At 55.7% G+C, this 16,986-nt stretch carries 16 protein-coding genes, 1 pseudogene and 1 riboswitch; of the genes and pseudogenes, 15 read left to right on the plus strand and 2 right to left on the minus strand.

The features are described 5' to 3' along the window. Positions 1-4: 4 nt before the first annotated feature. Together LIX93_RS25745 and LIX93_RS25750 are read left to right on the plus strand one after the other, a co-directional pair. Positions 5-1,529 (plus strand): annotated as a pseudogene (locus LIX93_RS25745) (IS66 family transposase). Positions 1,530-1,743: 214 nt separating this feature from the next. Then, positions 1,744-1,816, plus strand: a riboswitch (Fluoride riboswitch). A gap of 79 nt (positions 1,817-1,895) precedes the next feature. Beyond that, positions 1,896-3,224, plus strand: a complete 1,329-nt coding sequence (locus LIX93_RS25750) for a voltage-gated chloride channel family protein (protein ID WP_065992356.1) — start codon at positions 1,896-1,898, stop codon at positions 3,222-3,224. Between the two features lie 155 nt (positions 3,225-3,379). Here LIX93_RS25750 and LIX93_RS25755 read toward each other — a convergent pair whose 3' ends face one another. Then, positions 3,380-4,552, minus strand: coding sequence for a TDT family transporter (locus LIX93_RS25755; RefSeq protein WP_065992358.1), 1,173 nt, complete (start codon positions 4,550-4,552; stop codon positions 3,380-3,382). A gap of 110 nt (positions 4,553-4,662) precedes the next feature. Here LIX93_RS25755 and LIX93_RS25760 point away from each other — a divergent pair, with 110 nt between their 5' ends. The 6 genes from LIX93_RS25760 (at position 4,663) to copD (ending at position 10,417) form a co-directional block, all read left to right on the plus strand. Next, a complete protein-coding gene (locus LIX93_RS25760; protein ID WP_226506883.1) occupies positions 4,663-5,583 on the plus strand; it encodes a LysR family transcriptional regulator in 921 nt (306 codons plus the stop codon). A gap of 287 nt (positions 5,584-5,870) precedes the next feature. Next, positions 5,871-6,074, plus strand: coding sequence for a co-regulatory protein PtrA N-terminal domain-containing protein (locus tag LIX93_RS25765; RefSeq protein WP_032656495.1), 204 nt, complete (start codon positions 5,871-5,873; stop codon positions 6,072-6,074). A gap of 143 nt (positions 6,075-6,217) precedes the next feature. Next, positions 6,218-8,074 (plus strand): copper resistance system multicopper oxidase, encoded by a 1,857-nt coding sequence (locus LIX93_RS25770; protein ID WP_122280368.1) that lies wholly within the window; start codon positions 6,218-6,220, stop codon positions 8,072-8,074. Between the two features lie 10 nt (positions 8,075-8,084). Continuing rightward, entirely contained in the window at positions 8,085-9,026 is a 942-nt protein-coding gene (locus tag LIX93_RS25775; protein ID WP_083233251.1) for a copper resistance protein B, read from the plus strand. 69 nt (positions 9,027-9,095) lie between these two features. Beyond that, on the plus strand, positions 9,096-9,479 hold the full coding sequence (gene copC, locus LIX93_RS25780) for a copper homeostasis periplasmic binding protein CopC (protein ID WP_065992364.1): 384 nt from the start codon (positions 9,096-9,098) through the stop codon (positions 9,477-9,479). Positions 9,480-9,481: 2 nt separating this feature from the next. Continuing rightward, complete coding sequence (gene copD / locus LIX93_RS25785) at positions 9,482-10,417, plus strand: copper homeostasis membrane protein CopD (protein ID WP_065992366.1); 936 nt, start codon at positions 9,482-9,484, stop codon at positions 10,415-10,417. 51 nt (positions 10,418-10,468) lie between these two features. Here copD and LIX93_RS25790 read toward each other — a convergent pair whose 3' ends face one another. After that, complete coding sequence (locus tag LIX93_RS25790; RefSeq protein WP_065992367.1) at positions 10,469-10,915, minus strand: DUF411 domain-containing protein; 447 nt, start codon at positions 10,913-10,915, stop codon at positions 10,469-10,471. 190 nt (positions 10,916-11,105) lie between these two features. Between LIX93_RS25790 and LIX93_RS25795 the strand changes: the two genes are divergently transcribed. The 7 genes from LIX93_RS25795 (at position 11,106) to LIX93_RS25825 (ending at position 16,772) form a co-directional block, all read left to right on the plus strand. Further along, a complete protein-coding gene (locus tag LIX93_RS25795) occupies positions 11,106-11,789 on the plus strand; it encodes a heavy metal response regulator transcription factor (protein WP_032656501.1) in 684 nt (227 codons plus the stop codon). Next, complete coding sequence (locus tag LIX93_RS25800; RefSeq protein WP_122280367.1) at positions 11,786-13,180, plus strand: heavy metal sensor histidine kinase; 1,395 nt, start codon at positions 11,786-11,788, stop codon at positions 13,178-13,180. The genes LIX93_RS25795 and LIX93_RS25800 overlap by 4 nt, the downstream gene beginning before the upstream one ends. Positions 13,181-13,327: 147 nt before the next feature. Further along, positions 13,328-13,678, plus strand: a complete 351-nt coding sequence (locus LIX93_RS25805) for a metalloregulator ArsR/SmtB family transcription factor (RefSeq protein WP_226506884.1) — start codon at positions 13,328-13,330, stop codon at positions 13,676-13,678. A gap of 22 nt (positions 13,679-13,700) precedes the next feature. Then, the gene (locus LIX93_RS25810; RefSeq protein ID WP_122280366.1) at positions 13,701-14,990 is read left to right on the plus strand and encodes an arsenic transporter; all 1,290 of its coding nucleotides are present in this window, start codon (positions 13,701-13,703) and stop codon (positions 14,988-14,990) included. A gap of 9 nt (positions 14,991-14,999) precedes the next feature. Beyond that, positions 15,000-15,470 carry an arsenate reductase ArsC gene (locus LIX93_RS25815; RefSeq protein ID WP_065992376.1) on the plus strand — a complete coding sequence of 157 codons (471 nt, stop codon included), beginning with the start codon at positions 15,000-15,002 and terminating at the stop codon, positions 15,468-15,470. After that, positions 15,470-16,204, plus strand: coding sequence for an arsenical resistance protein ArsH (gene arsH / locus LIX93_RS25820; RefSeq protein WP_065993189.1), 735 nt, complete (start codon positions 15,470-15,472; stop codon positions 16,202-16,204). Before LIX93_RS25815 ends, arsH begins: the two co-directional genes overlap by 1 nt. Positions 16,205-16,223: 19 nt before the next feature. Continuing rightward, a complete protein-coding gene (locus LIX93_RS25825; protein ID WP_032656505.1) occupies positions 16,224-16,772 on the plus strand; it encodes an arsinothricin resistance N-acetyltransferase ArsN1 family B in 549 nt (182 codons plus the stop codon). Positions 16,773-16,986 lie beyond the last annotated feature (214 nt).

The following is a 16,986-nucleotide window of genomic DNA, read 5'->3' on the forward strand; positions in this document are numbered from 1 at the left end:
GCCCATGACTTCCTTGCCCGATCTCGACCAAATGACCCCCGAACAACTGCGCGCACTGGCTGCGCAATTGATGTCCAAGGTCGATACTATGGGCCGAAAGATCCATCGCGATGAAACGATCATTGAGCAGCTCACTCACGAGATCGCCATCCTTAAACGGCACAAGTTCGCCAAGCGCAGCGAGCAGATCAGCCCGGCGCAGGGCAGCCTGCTCGATGACCTGCTCAATACCGACCTAGAAGCCATCGAGGCGGAGTTAAAAGCCCTTCATCCCGCACCTGCGCAGGAAGAGCCACGCCAGCAACCCAAGCGTGCGCCGTTGCCACCGCAGTTCCCCCGCACTGTAGTCCATCACGAGCCGGACAACACCCAGTGCGCGTGCGGCTGCCAGCTTCAGCGCATCGGTGAAGACGTCAGCGAAAAGCTGGACTACACACCGGGCGTGTTCACCGTCGAACAGCATGTGCGTGGGAAATGGGCCTGCCGGCAGTGCGAAACACTGATCCAGGCCCCGGTACCCCCACAGGTGATCGACAAGGGTATTCCCACTGCCGGCCTGCTGGCGCACGTGATGGTAGCCAAGTTCGCCGACCACCTGCCGCTGTATCGACAGGAAAAGATCTTCGGCCGTGCCGGCCTGGCTATACCACGTTCGACCCTGGCGCAGTGGGTGGGCCAAACCGGCGTACAGCTTCAGCCGCTGGTCGATGCATTGCGCGAAGTGGTGCTGGCCCAGCGCGTGGTTCACGCCGATGAAAAGCCGGTACAAATGCTGGCGCCCGGCGAGAAGAAAACCCACCGCGCTTATGTCTGGGCCTACAGCACTACGCCATTCTCGGCCCTCAAGGCCGTGGTCTACGACTTCAGCCCCAGCCGTGCCGGTGAACACGCACGCAACTTCCTGGGCACCTGGAACGGCAAGCTGGTCTGTGACGACTTCGCAGGCTACAAGGCTAGCTTCGAGCTGGGCATCACCGAAATCGGCTGCATGGCCCATGCACGCCGTAAGTTCTTTGACTTGCATGTAGCCAACAAAAGCCAATTGGCAGAGCAGGCGCTTCACTCGATTGGCGGGCTTTACGAAGTCGAGCGACACGCCAAGGAAATGAGCGACGAAGACCGTTGGCGATTACGCCAGGAAACAGCGGTGCCCATCGCTGGAAAACTGCATGAGTGGATGCTGGCCCAACGTGAACTTGTGCCCGACGGCTCAGCCACGGCCAAGGCCCTGGATTACAGCCTCAAACGCTGGGTAGCGCTCGCGCTACCTGGCAGATGGTGCTGTGCCCATCGACAACAACCAGATCGAGAACTTGATCCGGCCTTGGGCGCTTGGGCGCTCGAACTGGTTATTTGCAGGGTCGCTGCGCAGCGGCAAGCGGGCGGCGGCGATCATGAGCCTGATCCAGTCGGCGCGCATCAATGGGCATGATCCGTATGCTTATCTCAAGGATGTGCTGACGCGGTTGCCGACGCAGCGGGCCAGCGAGATCGAGCAGCTGCTGCCGCATCAGTGGATGCCTGCCTGATCTGTGCAAGGTTTGTTTGCTGGCCGCTTACATTGCATGGACTTAACCAGGGCAAGGGACTCGCCTTGACCAGTAGAAATCGGCTGAAGCAGACACTTGAATTTACGAGTGAGATGCGACTCGATGCTCCTGTTACTCATGACAAGCTTTTAGGAAAGCTATTCGTCCTTCTATCTGATGATCAAGTTTACATCTCCGGGAGAGATCGCTATATTCGGGCCCTGGAGATGGCATTCCTCCACTTACCAACCGCTGCGCCCGTAGCAGCTGATGATGCCTACAGACACCTGATCAACACAGGGCTGTAGGCGTTCGCGCGAAATATCCCTTTTTGGTCAGGCTCACTTTCCTTGTGTGGCCGACCCCATGTCAAAACTCCGAAAACCTGAACAACTCGTCCTGCTTCCCTACATCGGGAAATGGCTGGTACTTGCCAGCGCCGTGGCACTTTTGGCGGGATCGGCATCCGCGCTATTTCTGTTCTCCCTCGATCACGCCACTCAATGGCGCGAGACCCACCGCTGGGCGATCTGGCTGCTGCCGCTGGCAGGCTTTGCTGTAGGGCTGGTTTACCACCTGGTTGGCAAGCCGGTAGACGCGGGCAACAACCTGCTGATCGACGAGATTCACGACCCGAAGCAAACCGTGCCGCTGCGCATGGTGCCTCTGGTGCTTGCGGGTACGCTAATTTCGCATCTATTTGGCGCATCGGTCGGACGCGAAGGCACCGCCGTGCAAATGGGCGGTGCTCTGGCCGATCAGATAACCCACCTGTTCCGACTGCGCCCCGAAGATCGCCGAATCATGCTCATGGCAGGCATCAGCGCAGGCTTCGCTTCGGTCTTCGGCACCCCGCTGGCGGGAGCATTGTTCGGCCTTGAAGTGCTCGCCATTGGCCGCATGCGCTACGACGCGTTGTTCCCATGCATGGTCGCCGCTATCGTCGCCGATCAAGTCGGGCTGCTCTGGGGCGTCGTGCACACCCACTACGTCATCGGCGAGATCGCGCCCGTGCAGTTCTGGACAGTGGTGGCAATGGTTGTCGCAGGCATCGTGTTCGGACTCGCGGGGCTGCTGTTCGCCACAGCCACCCATACCCTCGGGGCGTGGATAAAAAAGCTGATTCCCTATTCGCCTTTGCGCCCTGTTCTCGGCGGGATAGTGGTGGCCACGGCGGTGTGGGCATTGGATGCCTATCAGTACGTCGGCCTAGGCATTCCGAGCATCGTCCAGTCCTTTGCAGCCCCCGTTGCGCCATGGGACTGGTTCGGCAAACTCGCGTTTACCGTCGCATCACTCGGCACAGGCTTCAAAGGTGGCGAGGTCACGCCGCTGTTCTACATCGGCGCGACGCTGGGCAACGCGCTTGCGCCGCTGCTACACCTCCCATTCTCGATGCTCGCCGGTATCGGCTTCGTCGCAGTCTTCGCCGGCGCCGCCAACACACCACTGGCGACCATCGTCATGGCCATGGAGCTCTTCGGCCCAGAGATTGCCCCACTTGCCGCGATTGCCTGCATCGCCAGTTATCTGGTGTCCGGCCATACCGGGATCTATCACGCCCAACGCGTGGGCCACAGCAAACACCGCCATGCCCTACCGACTGATATCCGTCTTTCGGACATCAATAAATTTCACTCTCAGCGCAACGCCGTGAGCGCCCCGAAAAAAGTCGAGGAGGACGAACCAAAATGAGCAAGTCAGAACCCGATTCATGAGGTAACAGGCGGTCACCTGGGCCTGTTCGAAATGCCACACCCGAGCCCGCTTTCAGTGTCTACAAATCCCAACGCAGCCAAGGCTATCGTTGCGACGCTGTCGCGGGCATCGAGGCGGCTACATGATTTGAATTAACGCTGGGCCTGCTTTGCCTTGAGAGAAGCAATGCAGGGGGATACGAACAGATTCCCTCGGTAAGCACCTATGGTGGTCTTCGCCGCCACCACCAACCACATTACCGTCAACATCAGCACCAAAATCACACCCAGAACGTTAAAAAATGCCAAGTCCAAGATCACGCCCAACTTCAGGGTGGTCACGGCGTAGACGCCTAAAGGAAATGTGAAGCCCCACCAGCCCAGGTTGAATGGAATACCACCTTTCGCATATCGAGCAGTGATAAGCAGTGCCAAAAGCATCCACCACAAGCCAAGGCCCCAGAACAAAATGCCAGCGATCAGGCCAATCCCTGCTGCCACGGCTCCAGCATTAGCCATGCCGTGAGCGGCAAAGATGGCAGGGGCGTCGCCGCCGATGACCAGCATGCCTAGCGCTCCTGTTCCAATAGGCCCCAGCGATAACCACGATGATGCAGCCATGTTCTCGTGAGGCAATTTATGAAGCGCCAGGCGTAGCACCAGGATCACCAGAATGCTCAAGGCTACAGGGACGGAATAGGCCCACAGCACGTAGCTGGTAATCAGCATATTGAACTGCGCGCTCGCGTCGGCTAAATGTGGAGCGATCACCCCACCACTGGCGGCAGCGACTTCCGCAGCGACAACGGGAAGTAACCACACAGCAGTCATCTGGTCGATGCTGTGCTCTTGCCGCGTGAACATCATGAATGGAATGAGAACACCGCATGCCAGTGCCATGGCGACATCTAGCCACCACAGGCCATGGGCTAATGGTATTAGGGCATCACCCCAGGTCGGTACGCCATACTGCATCAAGCCGTTGATGATGGTTGCCAGCCCCATCGGGATCGTGCCGAAAAACATAGAGACGGTTGAATGACCGAAGATTTGCTTGGCTTCGTTGAAAAAGAAAACCCAACGTGCCGCGTACATAAGCGTAAAAGCACTGAAAAGCACAATGTTGAACAGCCAAAGTGCTTTTCCCGCGTATGACAGCAGCGCGATATTTCCTGGAAGCTGTCCTAACGCCAGGGCCAGGATGCCCGTACCCATCGTGGCGGCGAACCAGTTCGGGGTGAACTGCCGGATCGCTTCCCTTGGATTTGAGAGCGCCGACAGCGGCTGCCCTCCTTGCATTACTTTTGACAAGCTGATGTCTCGCATGGTGCCTCCACGGCGTGCTTCATCGGAGCAGTGCCTACAGAATAGCGGGGTGAATTTATCTAGAAAAACGGGTAATTTCTCTATGCCATACCCACTTAATAGGTAAGCTCGTGAAGCTGACTCTCCGCCAGCTCAACATTTTTCGAAGCATCGCTCAACTCGGCTCGACGACCCGGGCGAGTCTTGCACTGGCTTTGTCCCAGTCAGCTACGAGCGCAGCCCTCCAGGAATTGGAAGGCGCACTGGGCATCCAGTTATTTGATCGGGTCGGCAGACGCCTCGTGCTGAATGACAATGGGCAAACGCTTCTACCTCAGGCCATCCGGCTGCTTGAAGCGGCGGCTCAAATTGAAGAAGGTTTTCAAACGGACACGACGGCTCGGATGAGGATCGGTTGCAGCACTACAATTGGCAATTACATCATGCCCCTGCTGATCGAACGTTTGGCTGCGCGAGCGCCGGGCATTCAAGTCGATGTCATCATGGGCAACAGTGCAGATATCGCCAAGCAAGCCGCACAGCTTTCGATTGATATCGGCCTGATTGAGGGGCCGTGCCGCCAACCCGAGCTGACGATTCGTCCATGGTTTGAGGACGAACTGGTGATCATCGCAGCCTCAAATCATCCCCTTGCCGCTCAGGAAAAGCTGACTTCAGACGACCTCAATGCCGCTACCTGGCTGATTCGCGAGGACGGCTCAGGAACTGCTGATGAGGTGCTTCAATGGCTACTTCCCTACCTTGGCGACTGGAGCGACGCTCGCCGGATCGGTAGCTCCGAAGCCATTAAGCGAATGGTCGTTTCTGGAATCGGAATAAGCTGTTTGTCTTACTGGGTAGTGAGCGATGCAATCGCGGAAGGTAAGCTGAGGTTGTTGAATCATGACCTGCCGCCTCATAAGCGACAGCTCCACATCGTGCATCACCGCGAAAAATTTATTTCTCGCTCTCTCGAAGTTTTCTTACGGGCTGTGGAAGATTTTGAAGTGAATGGAGCTGAAAGGCTCGAAATCACATCCAATTCAATGTGAGTTTGCTGAACGCTTACGCTACGCTTAGCGTACTGACGGAAAAGCCTCACTCGGGGGCATCATTCCCATGGCAAAACATCCACTCACATAGCGGCTGGTGAGAGTTGTTCCCCCGATGTTACTTGCTGGCAGCGCTAAAAAAATATCCCCGCCTCTTATGGGGTTCCTGTCAAAAGTGTAATCGCTGCCTAAGCATACTGACAGGTGCCTCCCCTCATCATCCTCATCGAGCCGACGCTCAAACGCTCCAGATTCATCGAGAGTCAGTTCCTTTGAGGAGATGTATCATGAAAGCTATCAACGTTGTGGTTATTGCAATCAGTTTGGCTATGTCGTCACTGGCCTTTGCCGAAGGCGGCGGTGATCGCACCTATGAGCGCATGGAAAAAGCTCGTGTGGCTGCACTGGAGAACCGCAAACCAGTCTCTGAAGCGCAAGAAGATGTTGCGCAAGAAAAGCCTGCGGCTGAAAAGCAGAAGCATCACTGCTAAGTCGACCAGCTTACGGAAATGTAATCACGCCATTTTTTGGCTTATGGCATCTTCGATGTATCAAACGCACTCGCTATCCAAAAGGGCGAACCCTCGGGAATACAGTGCTGTGCGTGCACCTGACTGACAGGACATGAATCGGTATGCAATCCAAAACTTCTCGGCGCACCTTCGTAAAAGGGCTGACCGCTGGCGCGATTCTCGGTGGCTTAGGGCTCTGGCGTACGCCTCTTTGGGCGGCCACCAGCTTTGGCGAGACAAATGTCCTGTCGGGCACAGAGTTCGACCTTTTCATTGGAGAAACGCCGGTAAATATCACCGGAAGCCCCCGGACTGCCTTGACCATAAATGGTGGTATCCCAGGGCCTCTGCTGCGCTGGCGTGAAGGGGACACCGTCACCTTACGGGTCAAGAACCGCCTCAAAGACATGACCTCCATCCATTGGCACGGGATTATTCTTCCCGCGAATATGGACGGTGTGCCGGGCCTTAGCTTCGGTGGGATCGCGCCTGATGGAACGTACGTTTACCAATTCAAGGTCAAGCAGAACGGAACGTACTGGTATCACAGTCACACCGGCTTCCAAGAGCAGGTAGGTGTATACGGCCCGCTGGTAATTGAAGCAAAAGAGCCAGAGCCTTTTGAGTATGACCGTGACCACGTGGTGATGCTCACTGACTGGACGGATGAAGATCCGACTGCGCTAATGAAGACGCTCAAGAAGCAGGCGGACTACTACAACAACCACAAGCGAACAGTCGGTGACTTCATTAAGGACGTAGCGGATAGCGGTTGGTCAGCGACTGTCGCTGATCGCAAGATGTGGGCCGAGATGAAGATGAATCCTACTGACATTGCAGACGTCAGTGGCGCGACATACACCTATTTAATGAACGGCCACGCCCCGGACTCGAACTGGACAGGCACTTTCAAACCTGGCGAAAAGCTTAGGTTGAGGTTCATCAATGGTTCGGCCATGTCCTACTTTGATGTCCGTATTCCGGGCTTGAAGATGACCGTTGTAGCCGCCGATGGCCTGTATGTGAAGCCTGTGACCGTGGATGAATTCAGGATCGCCACAGCTGAGACCTTCGACGTGATCGTCGAACCAACTCAGGACGCCTACACACTGTTTGCGCAGTCGATGGATCGAACGGGGTACGCCAGAGGCACCTTGGCCGTCCGGCCTGGTCTCGCTGCCCCAGTACCTGAGCTTGACCCTCGTCCTCTCGTCACCATGGCCGACATGGGTATGGCCGGGATGGATCATGGCTCAATGTCTGGTATGGGCGATATGGCTGGAATGGATCACAGCAAGATGGCCGGTGCGCAAGACAACTCAATGCAGGGTATGTCGGGAATGGACGGCGGCGACATGAAGGGTATGAATCATGGCGCTACGCGAGACATTTCTGGCATGGACAGCATGGCTGCAATGGATCACAGCAAGATGTCTATGGGTGGCATGGAAGAAATGCAGCAGCACCCGGCCTCAGAGTCCAACAACCCTCTCGTCGATATGCAGGCCATGTCGACGTCGCCAAAGCTTGATGATCCCGGTATGGGCCTTCGCGAGAATGGCCGAAAGGTACTGACGTACTCTGATCTAAAAAGCACGTTTGAAGATCCAGATGGCCGTGAGCCAAGTCGCACCATCGAATTGCACTTGACCGGTCATATGGAGAAGTTTTCCTGGTCTTTCAACGGCGTGAAGTTTTCGGACGCCGAGCCTTTAAAACTGAAATATGGCGAGCGAGTCCGCATCGTTCTCGTGAACGACACGATGATGACGCATCCCATCCACTTGCATGGCATGTGGAGTGACCTTGAAGATGAAAACGGGCAATTCCTCGTCCGCAAACACACCATCGATATGCCGCCAGGATCAAAGCGCAGCTACCGAGTGACCGCCGATGCGCTAGGACGCTGGGCCTACCACTGCCATCTCCTGTACCACATGGAAATGGGCATGTTCCGTGAAGTGCGTGTAGAGGAATAAGGAGCCGACTATGAGCAATTTCTTTTGCGAGACTCGCATGCACTCAGCTGTATTCACGGTTGCTTTAACCGCTGCTTTTATCTTGCCTGTAGCCGCTGAACCGGGCCAGGGCACGAAAGACGGGCAGATGCAGGGTATGGATCACAGCCAGATGCAGGGCATGGATCACAGCAAAATGCAGGGTATGGATCATAGCCAGATGCAGGGTATGCAGCCTCCCAAGCAGCAGACCCAGACCCAAAGCCGGACACCGATAGCGGCTCTAACCGATGCGGATAGAGCCGCAGTCTATAACGCTCCTGGTGGTCACGAAGTCCACGACACTGCCCTCAACTCTTTTTTTATATTTGAGAAGCTGGAATGGCAGGATGCTGACGATGGGAGCGCGCTTAACTGGGAAGCCCAAGGTTGGATAGGTGGAGATGTTGATCGTCTATGGCTGCGCTCCGAAGGCGAGCGCACCAACGGAAAGACCGAAGAAGCTGAGGTTCAAGCTCTTTGGGGCCATTCCATCAGCCCTTGGTGGGATCTGGTCGGCGGGGTTCGTCAAGACTTCAAACCAGGCGACCCTCAAACGTGGGCGGCTTTCGGTATCCAGGGCTTGGCTCTCTACAATTTCGAAGCCCAGGCCACTGCTTATCTGGCTGAAGGTGGCCAGACCGCAGCTCGGCTGGAAGGTGATTACGACATCCTCCTGACCAACAAGCTCATTTTGCAACCGACGGCGGAATTCAATTTCTACGGTAAAAACGATCCCCAGCGGGGCATTGGTTCAGGGCTGTCAGAGAGTGAGGTCGGTTTGCGTCTTCGGTACGAAATCAGGCCAGAATTCGCACCTTACGTAGGTGTGACCTGGAATCGGGCTTATGGAAAGACCGCTGATTACGCCCGCGACGAAGGCGAAGACAGTAACGAAGCACGCCTCGTGCTTGGCGTCCGAGTGTGGTTCTAAATCAAAGTTAGAAGCACCAAATAATTATCTAACCTCATAACAACAGCTTTGCGCTGTGAGGAGCCTTGCATGTCTGTATTTAAATCCTGTGTTGTGGCCGTTGCTCTTTCTTCCAGCCTTCTGCTCAGCGCAGTTGCCCAGGCTCACCCGAAGCTGCTGTCTTCGACTCCGGCTGAAGGGGAGAGCGGCCCAGCTCCTGCGAAGATAGAACTGCATTTTTCCGAAAACCTGGTTACCCAGTTTTCCGGGGCCAAGTTGGTCATGACGGAAATGCCTGGCATGGCACATTCCCCTATGCCCATGAAGGCCAGCGTGGCTGGAAGTAGCGATCCTAAAACCATGATCTTGACTCCGGCAGCACCTCTCACTGCTGGCACCTACAAAGTGGAGTGGCGGGCGGTCTCCTCTGATACCCACCCGATTATCGGCAACGTTACGTTCAAAGTGAAGTAAGCATGAGCGACCCCCTGAATGTGGTGCTGCGCATAGCGCTTTATCTGGATTTGATGCTCTTGTTCGGCCTAGCGGTGTTTGGGCTGTACAGCTTTCGAGGTAAAGAGCGCGTATCCGGAGCGGTACTTCATTTTGGGTGGATACTGCCCGGCACCGCTGCTATAGGCATGCTGTTGTCCATAGCAGCTTTCGTGGTTATGACAAGCAATATGAGCGGCGCCTCCGATTGGGTCGAGCTGCGGCCTCACATAGAAATGATGCTGTACGAGACTGAGATCGGCTATAGCTGGGTGACGCGCATGATCTCGCTAGCGGTGGTCATTGTTGTCGCAAGCCAAAGCAAGCGATGGCCAACAGAGAGTCTATGGGTTGCTACCTTGGCGGGCAGCATCGCCCTAGCGACGCTCGCGTGGACAGGTCATGGAGCCATGGATGAAGGTGCTAAGCGGTTCTGGCACTTTGCCGCTGATATCCTGCATTTACTTGCCGCTGGCGGGTGGATCGGTGCCCTCGCGGCGTTTGGTTTGATGTTGAGGATAAAAGGGTCTGATCCTGAGCTACTTGTCCGAGTACTTTCACGAGCACTCAGCGGATTCGAAACAGCCGGTGCTCTGATCGTTGGTACGGTCATAGTGACCGGTGTCGCCAATTACCTCTTCATCGTTGGGCCGACAGTGGCCAATGTCATATCAGGCGCCTATGGCGTTCTTCTACTCGTGAAAATCGTGCTGTTCGCCGGCATGATCGGACTTGCTACCCTGAATCGTTTCTACCTGAGTCCTGCCCTTGAGCGGTCTGCGCAGGCCGGTGATTACTCTCTGGCAGTGACTGCTTTGAGAAAAAGCGTGGTGCTCGAATCCACCTGTGCCGTGGTCATCGTCGTCCTGGTGGCTTGGCTGGGGACTTTAAGCCCATCAATCGACATGGCTCAAGGGTAAGCTCGATGCCAGATCTGGGCGGCTCCAAGAGGGGCCCAGATCCAGCCAACACTATTGGCTGAGTGGGTAGGTAGCCACCACTTCTTGCGCACCTGCCTTGGTGACTCCCATGACTTTATACGGCTGATAATTTTGACCGTATTCCATGCCTGGAGAACCTGCTGGCATGCCTGGCACTGCAATCCCTACGAGATCGGAGCGGCCGCTCAGCTTCTTGATTTCGTCGGCTGGTACATGACCTTCTACGAATTTGCCGCCAATCACAGCGGTATGGCATGAGGCGAGTTCCTGTGGAACACCCAGTTTCTGCTTGATAGCGCTCATATTGCTTTCTACATGGTCGACCACTTTGAATCCACTCGACTCAAGGTGTTTGACCCACTCCTTGCAGCAGCCGCAGTTCGCGTCGCGGTGTACATCTATTGTGAGCGGCGCTGCCGCCTGGGCGGCACCACAAATCATCAACGCCACAGCCAGCGATAGCTTTCGTTTGAACATTCCATGCACCTCATCAAGGTTAGTCTGCGGTTGCTTAGGCGCCCTTGGCCTAGGCCGCGAGTGGCGCTTACTTACCGGTTACAACGTAGGTTAAGCGCAAAGAATCAGATTGCCGATTACATTTGCGTCAGCTTGCGCATAGCGGCCAATTTGGTAGCACAATTGAACGCCGCACAACCGGAGCCCAAGCATGAAACTCTTGGTAGCAGAAGACGAACCCAAAACAGGCATGTATCTACAGCAAGGTCTAGTAGAGGCCGGGTTCAGTGTTGATCGGGTTGTGACCGGTACGGAAGCACTGCATCAAGCACTGAGTGAGACCTACGATCTCCTAATTCTGGACGTGATGATGCCGGGCATCGACGGCTGGGATGTCGTCCGAAGCGTTCGCGCAGCTGGGCGCGCAGTTCCTGTGCTGTTTCTGACGGCCAGAGACGGAGTTGATGATCGGGTCAAGGGGTTAGAGCTAGGAGCTGACGATTATCTGGTTAAGCCATTCGCCTTTTCCGAGTTGCTTGCTCGCGTAAGAAGCTTGCTTCGCCGTGGTTCCGCCGCGCCCAACCAGACATCAATCAAGATCGGGGATCTGGAAGTCGATCTTCTGAAGCGCCGCGCCATGCGCTCTGGTCGCCGGATAGACCTCACGGCTAAGGAGTTTTCGCTACTTGAATTGCTGATGCGCCGTCGGGGGGAAGTCTTGCCAAAATCCCTGATCGCATCGCAGGTCTGGGATATGAATTTCGACAGCGATACCAACGTAATCGAAGTCGCTATTCGCCGCCTCCGAGCCAAAGTCGATGATGATTTTGACACCAAGCTGATCCAGACCATGAGGGGAATGGGCTACATGCTAGACGCTCCCGAAACAGAATGAAGCGCGCTTCCCTTACCCTCCGTTTGAGCATGATGTTTGTCTGTGCCGTGGTCGCCGTGCTGGTAGTGGCGGGCTTTACTTTCGATGCGTTTAGCCAACATCACTTCAAGGTTCTTGACCGTCAAGCCATGACGGAAAAGCTCGAATCCATCCGCCAAATCATGGAAGGCGAAGCTGGCTCCGCAGACTCATCAGAAGTCGTGCTGCAACTACAGGCTTTGCTTGGTGCACATCAGGAACTCTCCGCCTCGATTACCACCAAGGAAGGGAGGACGATCTTCGCCACACAGAATGCAGTTGAGCATCCTCCTTCCCACTCGGGCGATCCTGGAGAAGACATGTGGGAGTGGACTGTTGGCGGCCATATGTACCGTGGCATGCAGGCCCAGGTTCGATTAGTAAACGAAGCCGAGCCGCTGAACGCGTGGTTGAGTCTAGATATCACTAGCCATCTGCATTTCGTTGAAACCTTGCGGTGGTGGCTGGTGATCGGACTGACGATTAGTGTCTTGGTCAGCGCAGCTTTAGGGTGGTTGGTGGCGCGTAGTGGGTTGAAGCCGGTCGCACAGGTGACGCGGGTCGCAGCCTCGATGTCAGCGGGATCGCTCAAAGAGCGTATCCCGATGGACTCGGTGCCTCGTGAGCTTGAAAGCCTAGTCTCCTCGTTCAACGCCATGCTTGCTCGCCTTGATGAGTCTTTTGTTCGGCTGTCCAACTTTTCGGCTGATATCGCGCACGAGCTGCGCACTCCTATCAGCAATCTGCGGACACATACAGAAGTCATCCTCGCAAAGAAACGTGCGCCCGAAATCTATGAAGAGAATCTCTATTCCAACCTTGAGGATCTGAACCGCCTCTCAAGCATTATTGATGGCATGCTTTTTTTGGCCAAATCGGATAACGGTCTGATTCTACCAACCAAAGAAAAAATCGAGTTGCGTTCGGTCGTCGAAAAGCTCTTCGAGTATTACCAGTTGCTGGCAGACGACACTGGGGTGACGCTACAGCTTTCCGGGCATGGCGCAGTGTACGGCGACGACACTATGTTGGATCGGATGATCTCTAATCTGCTGTCCAATGCGCTCCGGTACACACCACCAGGCTCCGTGATCTCCATCAGAATCGAACCTGATGGCGACATGATCAGCTTGTCAGTGCAAAACCCTGGAGAGGAGATAGCAGCACAACATTTACCCCGGCTGTTTGATCGTTTTTACAGAGTCGATCCTGCTCGCAGAGAGGGCAGCACCACAAACGCGGGGTTAGGTTTGGCAATCGTCAAATCACTGGTTGACGTTCATGGCGGCACCGTTAGATGTGTCTCCGGGGGAGGTTATACGGCCTTTAAGATCAGCCTGCCAGCGTGGGACAGCGATGCTCATAGTGTGTGAGCTATACGAACGCAGCGGCCCCCTCCCAAGGAGAGTGCGCTGGAGGTAGCGGAGGTCGTTAAATACATTCGCTTGGTGTTTGTGCATGCGGTTTGAATGTGGTTACATCTGTATATTCGGTTATCCACATGTATTGGGCGGTCGCTTATGAGCCTGGCACCACACACCTTCTTCAAGTGCCTGGGGGACGAAACTCGCGCTCGGATCATGCTCATGCTTTCGGCTGAGGGTGAGTTGTGCGTGTGCGAGTTGATCTGGGCACTGGACGATAGCCAGTCGAAGGTCTCCAGGCATCTTGCCCAACTGCGGGCTTGCGGGTTACTCGCAGATCGGAGGCAGGGTCAGTGGGTTTACTACCGGCTGCATCCCGAGCTTGAACAGTGGGCACTGGATGTTCTGAACGTCACTACGCAGGCGCACCAGTGCTGGGTTAACGACAGTCAAGGAAGGCTGGCTTCGATGGAAGACAGACCCGTGCGCCAAGCCTCCTGCTGCTGACCTTCTGATTCGGAACATACCCATGCTCATCGCTGCGTCAATTTTCGTAGTTACGCTTGTCTTTGTTATCTGGCAACCCAGGGGGTTAGGTGTCGGCTGGAGCGCGGCAGTGGGTGCCGTCCTGGCATTGCTGACTGGCGTCGTGAGTCTGGGGGATGTGCCGGTTGTGTGGCACATCGTCTGGAACGCTACCGCGACCTTCATTGCAGTGATCATTATCAGTTTGCTGCTTGATGAAGCGGGATTCTTTAACTGGGCGGCGCTGCATGTGGCTCGCTGGGGTCAGGGCAAAGGTGGACGCCTGTTTGCGCTGATGATCCTGCTCGGTGCAGCCGTCTCGGCACTGTTCGCCAATGATGGAGCCGCACTGATTCTGACCCCAATCGTCATCGCGATGCTGACGGCGCTTCGTTTCAGTCCGGCATCCACTCTGGCATTCGTGATGGCCGCAGGCTTCATCGCGGATACCGCCAGTCTGCCCATGGTCGTGTCGAATCTGGTCAACATCGTTTCGGCTGACTTTTTCAGCGTGGGTTTTGGTGAGTACGCCTCGGTGATGTGGCCAGTGAACCTGGTGGCGGTGGCCGCGACGCTGTTCATGCTCTGGATGTTCTATCGCAAGGACATTCCAACCCAGTACGACGCTAATCAGCTTGAAGCCCCAGATGCAGTAATTCGTGACCGGGCGACATTCATTGCTGGCTGGTGGGTACTTGGCCTGCTGCTGCTTGGCCTGTTCGCACTGGAGCCGCTGGGCATCCCCATCAGCGCCGTTGCTGCTGCGTGTGCGGTGATCCTGCTGATCATTGCTGGAAAAGGCCACATCATCTCCACGCGAAAGGTCATCAAGCACGCGCCTTGGCAAATTGTCGTGTTTTCGCTGGGCATGTATCTGGTGGTCTATGGCCTGCGTAATGCCGGGCTAACCGACTCGCTCTCGGCGCTGTTGAACATATTTGCTGAGCATGGCCTATGGGCCGCTACCTTGGGCACCGGTATCACCGCTGCGCTGTTGTCCTCGATGATGAACAACATGCCGAGTGTGCTTATCGGCGCTCTGTCCATTCAGGGCAGCGACGCTACGGGACTGGTGCGTGAGGCCATGATCTACGCCAATGTCATCGGTTGCGATCTCGGCCCAAAGATCACGCCCATCGGAAGCCTGGCCACGTTGCTGTGGCTGCATGTTCTGGCACAGAAAAACATCCGCATCACCTGGGGCTACTACTTCAAAGTCGGCAGCATCCTCACTCTTCCTATCTTGCTGGTAACGCTAGTGGCACTGGCGTTGCGGCTGAGCATCCCTGTCTAGGAGAAACCCATGAAAGTGTTATTTATGTGTACGGCAAACAGCTGCCGGAGCGTTCTCTCGGAGGGGTTGTTCAACCATCTGGCCCCGAGCGGCTTTACTGCCGTCAGTTCTGGCAGCTTCCCTAGCGGGAAACTGAATTTACGCGCCGTGAGTACGCTGCAAGCGCTGGGTATCGATACCTCGGGGCTTTACAGCAAAGGCTCAGAGGTCTTTTCGGACTCACCACCGAATGTTGTGATAACCGTGTGTGACAAGGCTGGAGGCGAAACATGCCCGGTCTATTTTGGGCCTGCTGTCAAAAGCCACTGGGGGCTTGCCGATCCTTCCGATGTGGAAGGAACAGACAGCGAAATCCAGGCCGCATTTGACGCAACCGTCGTCCAGATTAAAAAGCGTTTCGAGGCATTCTTCAGCTTGGATCATTCGACGCTTACACCGCAGGAACTGAAGCGCGAGCTAGATCGTATAGGTGAGCTGTGATGGACGAATTTTCGTCGGAGAGCAGTCCGGATCTACCTAATCTGGATCAGGCGCTGATTGACGTCGCCACACTGGATCGTCTGCAAGGCAACGAGCAACCGACTCACAAGCCGCGCATCTTGTTGCTGTATGGCTCAACCCGTGAGCGCTCTTTCAGCAGGCTACTGACCCAAGAGGCCGCGCGCATCCTGACCCTAATGGGAGCCGAGGCAGTTATTTTTGATCCCTCGGGCTTGCCTCTCCCTGATGACGCTCCGGAAGACCATCCAAAGGTTAAAGAGCTGCGGGATCTGGTTCTGTGGTCAGAGGGACAGGTTTGGTGTTCGCCGGAGCGTCACGGCGCGATGTCTGCTGTATTCAAAGCCCAAATCGATTGGATTCCGCTCACGATGGGGGCTGTCCGGCCCAGCCAGGGCAAGACCCTGGCCGTCATGCAGGTCTGCGGTGGATCACAGTCGTTCAACACGGTAAATCAGCTGCGAATTCTCGGGCGCTGGATGCGGATGATCACCATCCCAAACCAGTCGTCAGTACCCAAGGCCTTCCTGGAGTTCGACGACGCAGGCCGTATGAAGCCATCTGCCTACTACGACCGTGTGGTCGACGTGATGGAGGAACTAATGAAGTTCACGCTGATGGTTCGGGGCCGGGAAACGTATCTGGTAGATCGCTACTCGGAGCGAAAGGAAAGCGCCGAGTCGCTCTCGAAACGAGTCAATCAAAGATCGATTTGAGCCACCAAGGGGATAGAGGATGAGCAAGACGACAGTAAGGATTGCGCAGGTTTCGGACGCTCAAGCCATCCAGGCAATCTACGCACCAATGGTTGAGAGCACTACGATTTCGTTCGAGCTTGAGCCGCCTTCAGTCGAAGAGATGGCCATGCGGATTGAGTCGACTCTGCTAACTTACCCGTACCTGGTTGCGGTGCGAGACGGCCAGGTCATCGGCTATGCATATGCCAGTCAGCACCGGGCTCGTGAGGCCTATCGCTGGTCGGTCGACGTCACCGTTTATATATCGCCAGAAGCGCACCGTAGTGGCGTCGGTCGGGCACTGTATGACGTGTTGCTGCCAACATTGAAGAAGCAAGGTTTTCACGCAGCCTATGCCGGGATCGCTCTGCCCAATGATGGCAGCGTGGGACTACACGAAGCACTTGGCTTCGCTCACATTGGTACGTATCCAGAAGTAGGATTCAAGCATGGCGCTTGGCGTGATGTTGGATATTGGCGTATCGCGCTGGATTCAACGAATCCGCCAAAACTGCCCGTGCTTTTCAGTGAGATCAGTCTCTTCTGAATCAGCCACGACCAGCAGATCAAGTGCGCTTGCCCCCTCAAAAAGAAAACCCCTCAGCTAGCTGGAACAGCATCTCTTCAACCTGGCTGTCAACGCCAACCCAAAACTGACCCCTTTACTGCATTTTTCGCCAACTGAAATCTGACCCCCTCGGCCTGCTTTTAAACGCTCTTCACCGCTCGCGCAGGGCTGGTACCCGCCTTGCGTTTATCCT

Origin of the sequence: Pseudomonas sp. MWU16-30317 (assembly GCF_020515695.1) — a bacterium.
GTDB lineage: Bacteria > Pseudomonadota > Gammaproteobacteria > Pseudomonadales > Pseudomonadaceae > Aquipseudomonas.

Bases quoted from the DNA above. Each gene is read 5' to 3' on its own strand.
- LIX93_RS25750 (WP_065992356.1), top strand. From the start codon at position 1,896: ATGTCAAAACTCCGAAAACCTGAACAACTCGTCCTGCTTCCCTACATC.
- LIX93_RS25755 (WP_065992358.1), bottom strand. From the start codon at position 4,552: ATGCGAGACATCAGCTTGTCAAAAGTAATGCAAGGAGGGCAGCCGCTG.
- LIX93_RS25765 (WP_032656495.1), top strand. From the start codon at position 5,871: ATGAAAGCTATCAACGTTGTGGTTATTGCAATCAGTTTGGCTATGTCG.
- LIX93_RS25770 (WP_122280368.1), top strand. From the start codon at position 6,218: ATGCAATCCAAAACTTCTCGGCGCACCTTCGTAAAAGGGCTGACCGCT.
- LIX93_RS25775 (WP_083233251.1), top strand. From the start codon at position 8,085: ATGAGCAATTTCTTTTGCGAGACTCGCATGCACTCAGCTGTATTCACG.
- copC (WP_065992364.1), top strand. From the start codon at position 9,096: ATGTCTGTATTTAAATCCTGTGTTGTGGCCGTTGCTCTTTCTTCCAGC.
- copD (WP_065992366.1), top strand. From the start codon at position 9,482: ATGAGCGACCCCCTGAATGTGGTGCTGCGCATAGCGCTTTATCTGGAT.
- LIX93_RS25790 (WP_065992367.1), bottom strand. From the start codon at position 10,915: ATGTTCAAACGAAAGCTATCGCTGGCTGTGGCGTTGATGATTTGTGGT.
- LIX93_RS25795 (WP_032656501.1), top strand. From the start codon at position 11,106: ATGAAACTCTTGGTAGCAGAAGACGAACCCAAAACAGGCATGTATCTA.
- LIX93_RS25800 (WP_122280367.1), top strand. From the start codon at position 11,786: ATGAAGCGCGCTTCCCTTACCCTCCGTTTGAGCATGATGTTTGTCTGT.
- LIX93_RS25805 (WP_226506884.1), top strand. From the start codon at position 13,328: ATGAGCCTGGCACCACACACCTTCTTCAAGTGCCTGGGGGACGAAACT.
- LIX93_RS25810 (WP_122280366.1), top strand. From the start codon at position 13,701: ATGCTCATCGCTGCGTCAATTTTCGTAGTTACGCTTGTCTTTGTTATC.
- LIX93_RS25815 (WP_065992376.1), top strand. From the start codon at position 15,000: ATGAAAGTGTTATTTATGTGTACGGCAAACAGCTGCCGGAGCGTTCTC.
- arsH (WP_065993189.1), top strand. From the start codon at position 15,470: ATGGACGAATTTTCGTCGGAGAGCAGTCCGGATCTACCTAATCTGGAT.
- LIX93_RS25825 (WP_032656505.1), top strand. From the start codon at position 16,224: ATGAGCAAGACGACAGTAAGGATTGCGCAGGTTTCGGACGCTCAAGCC.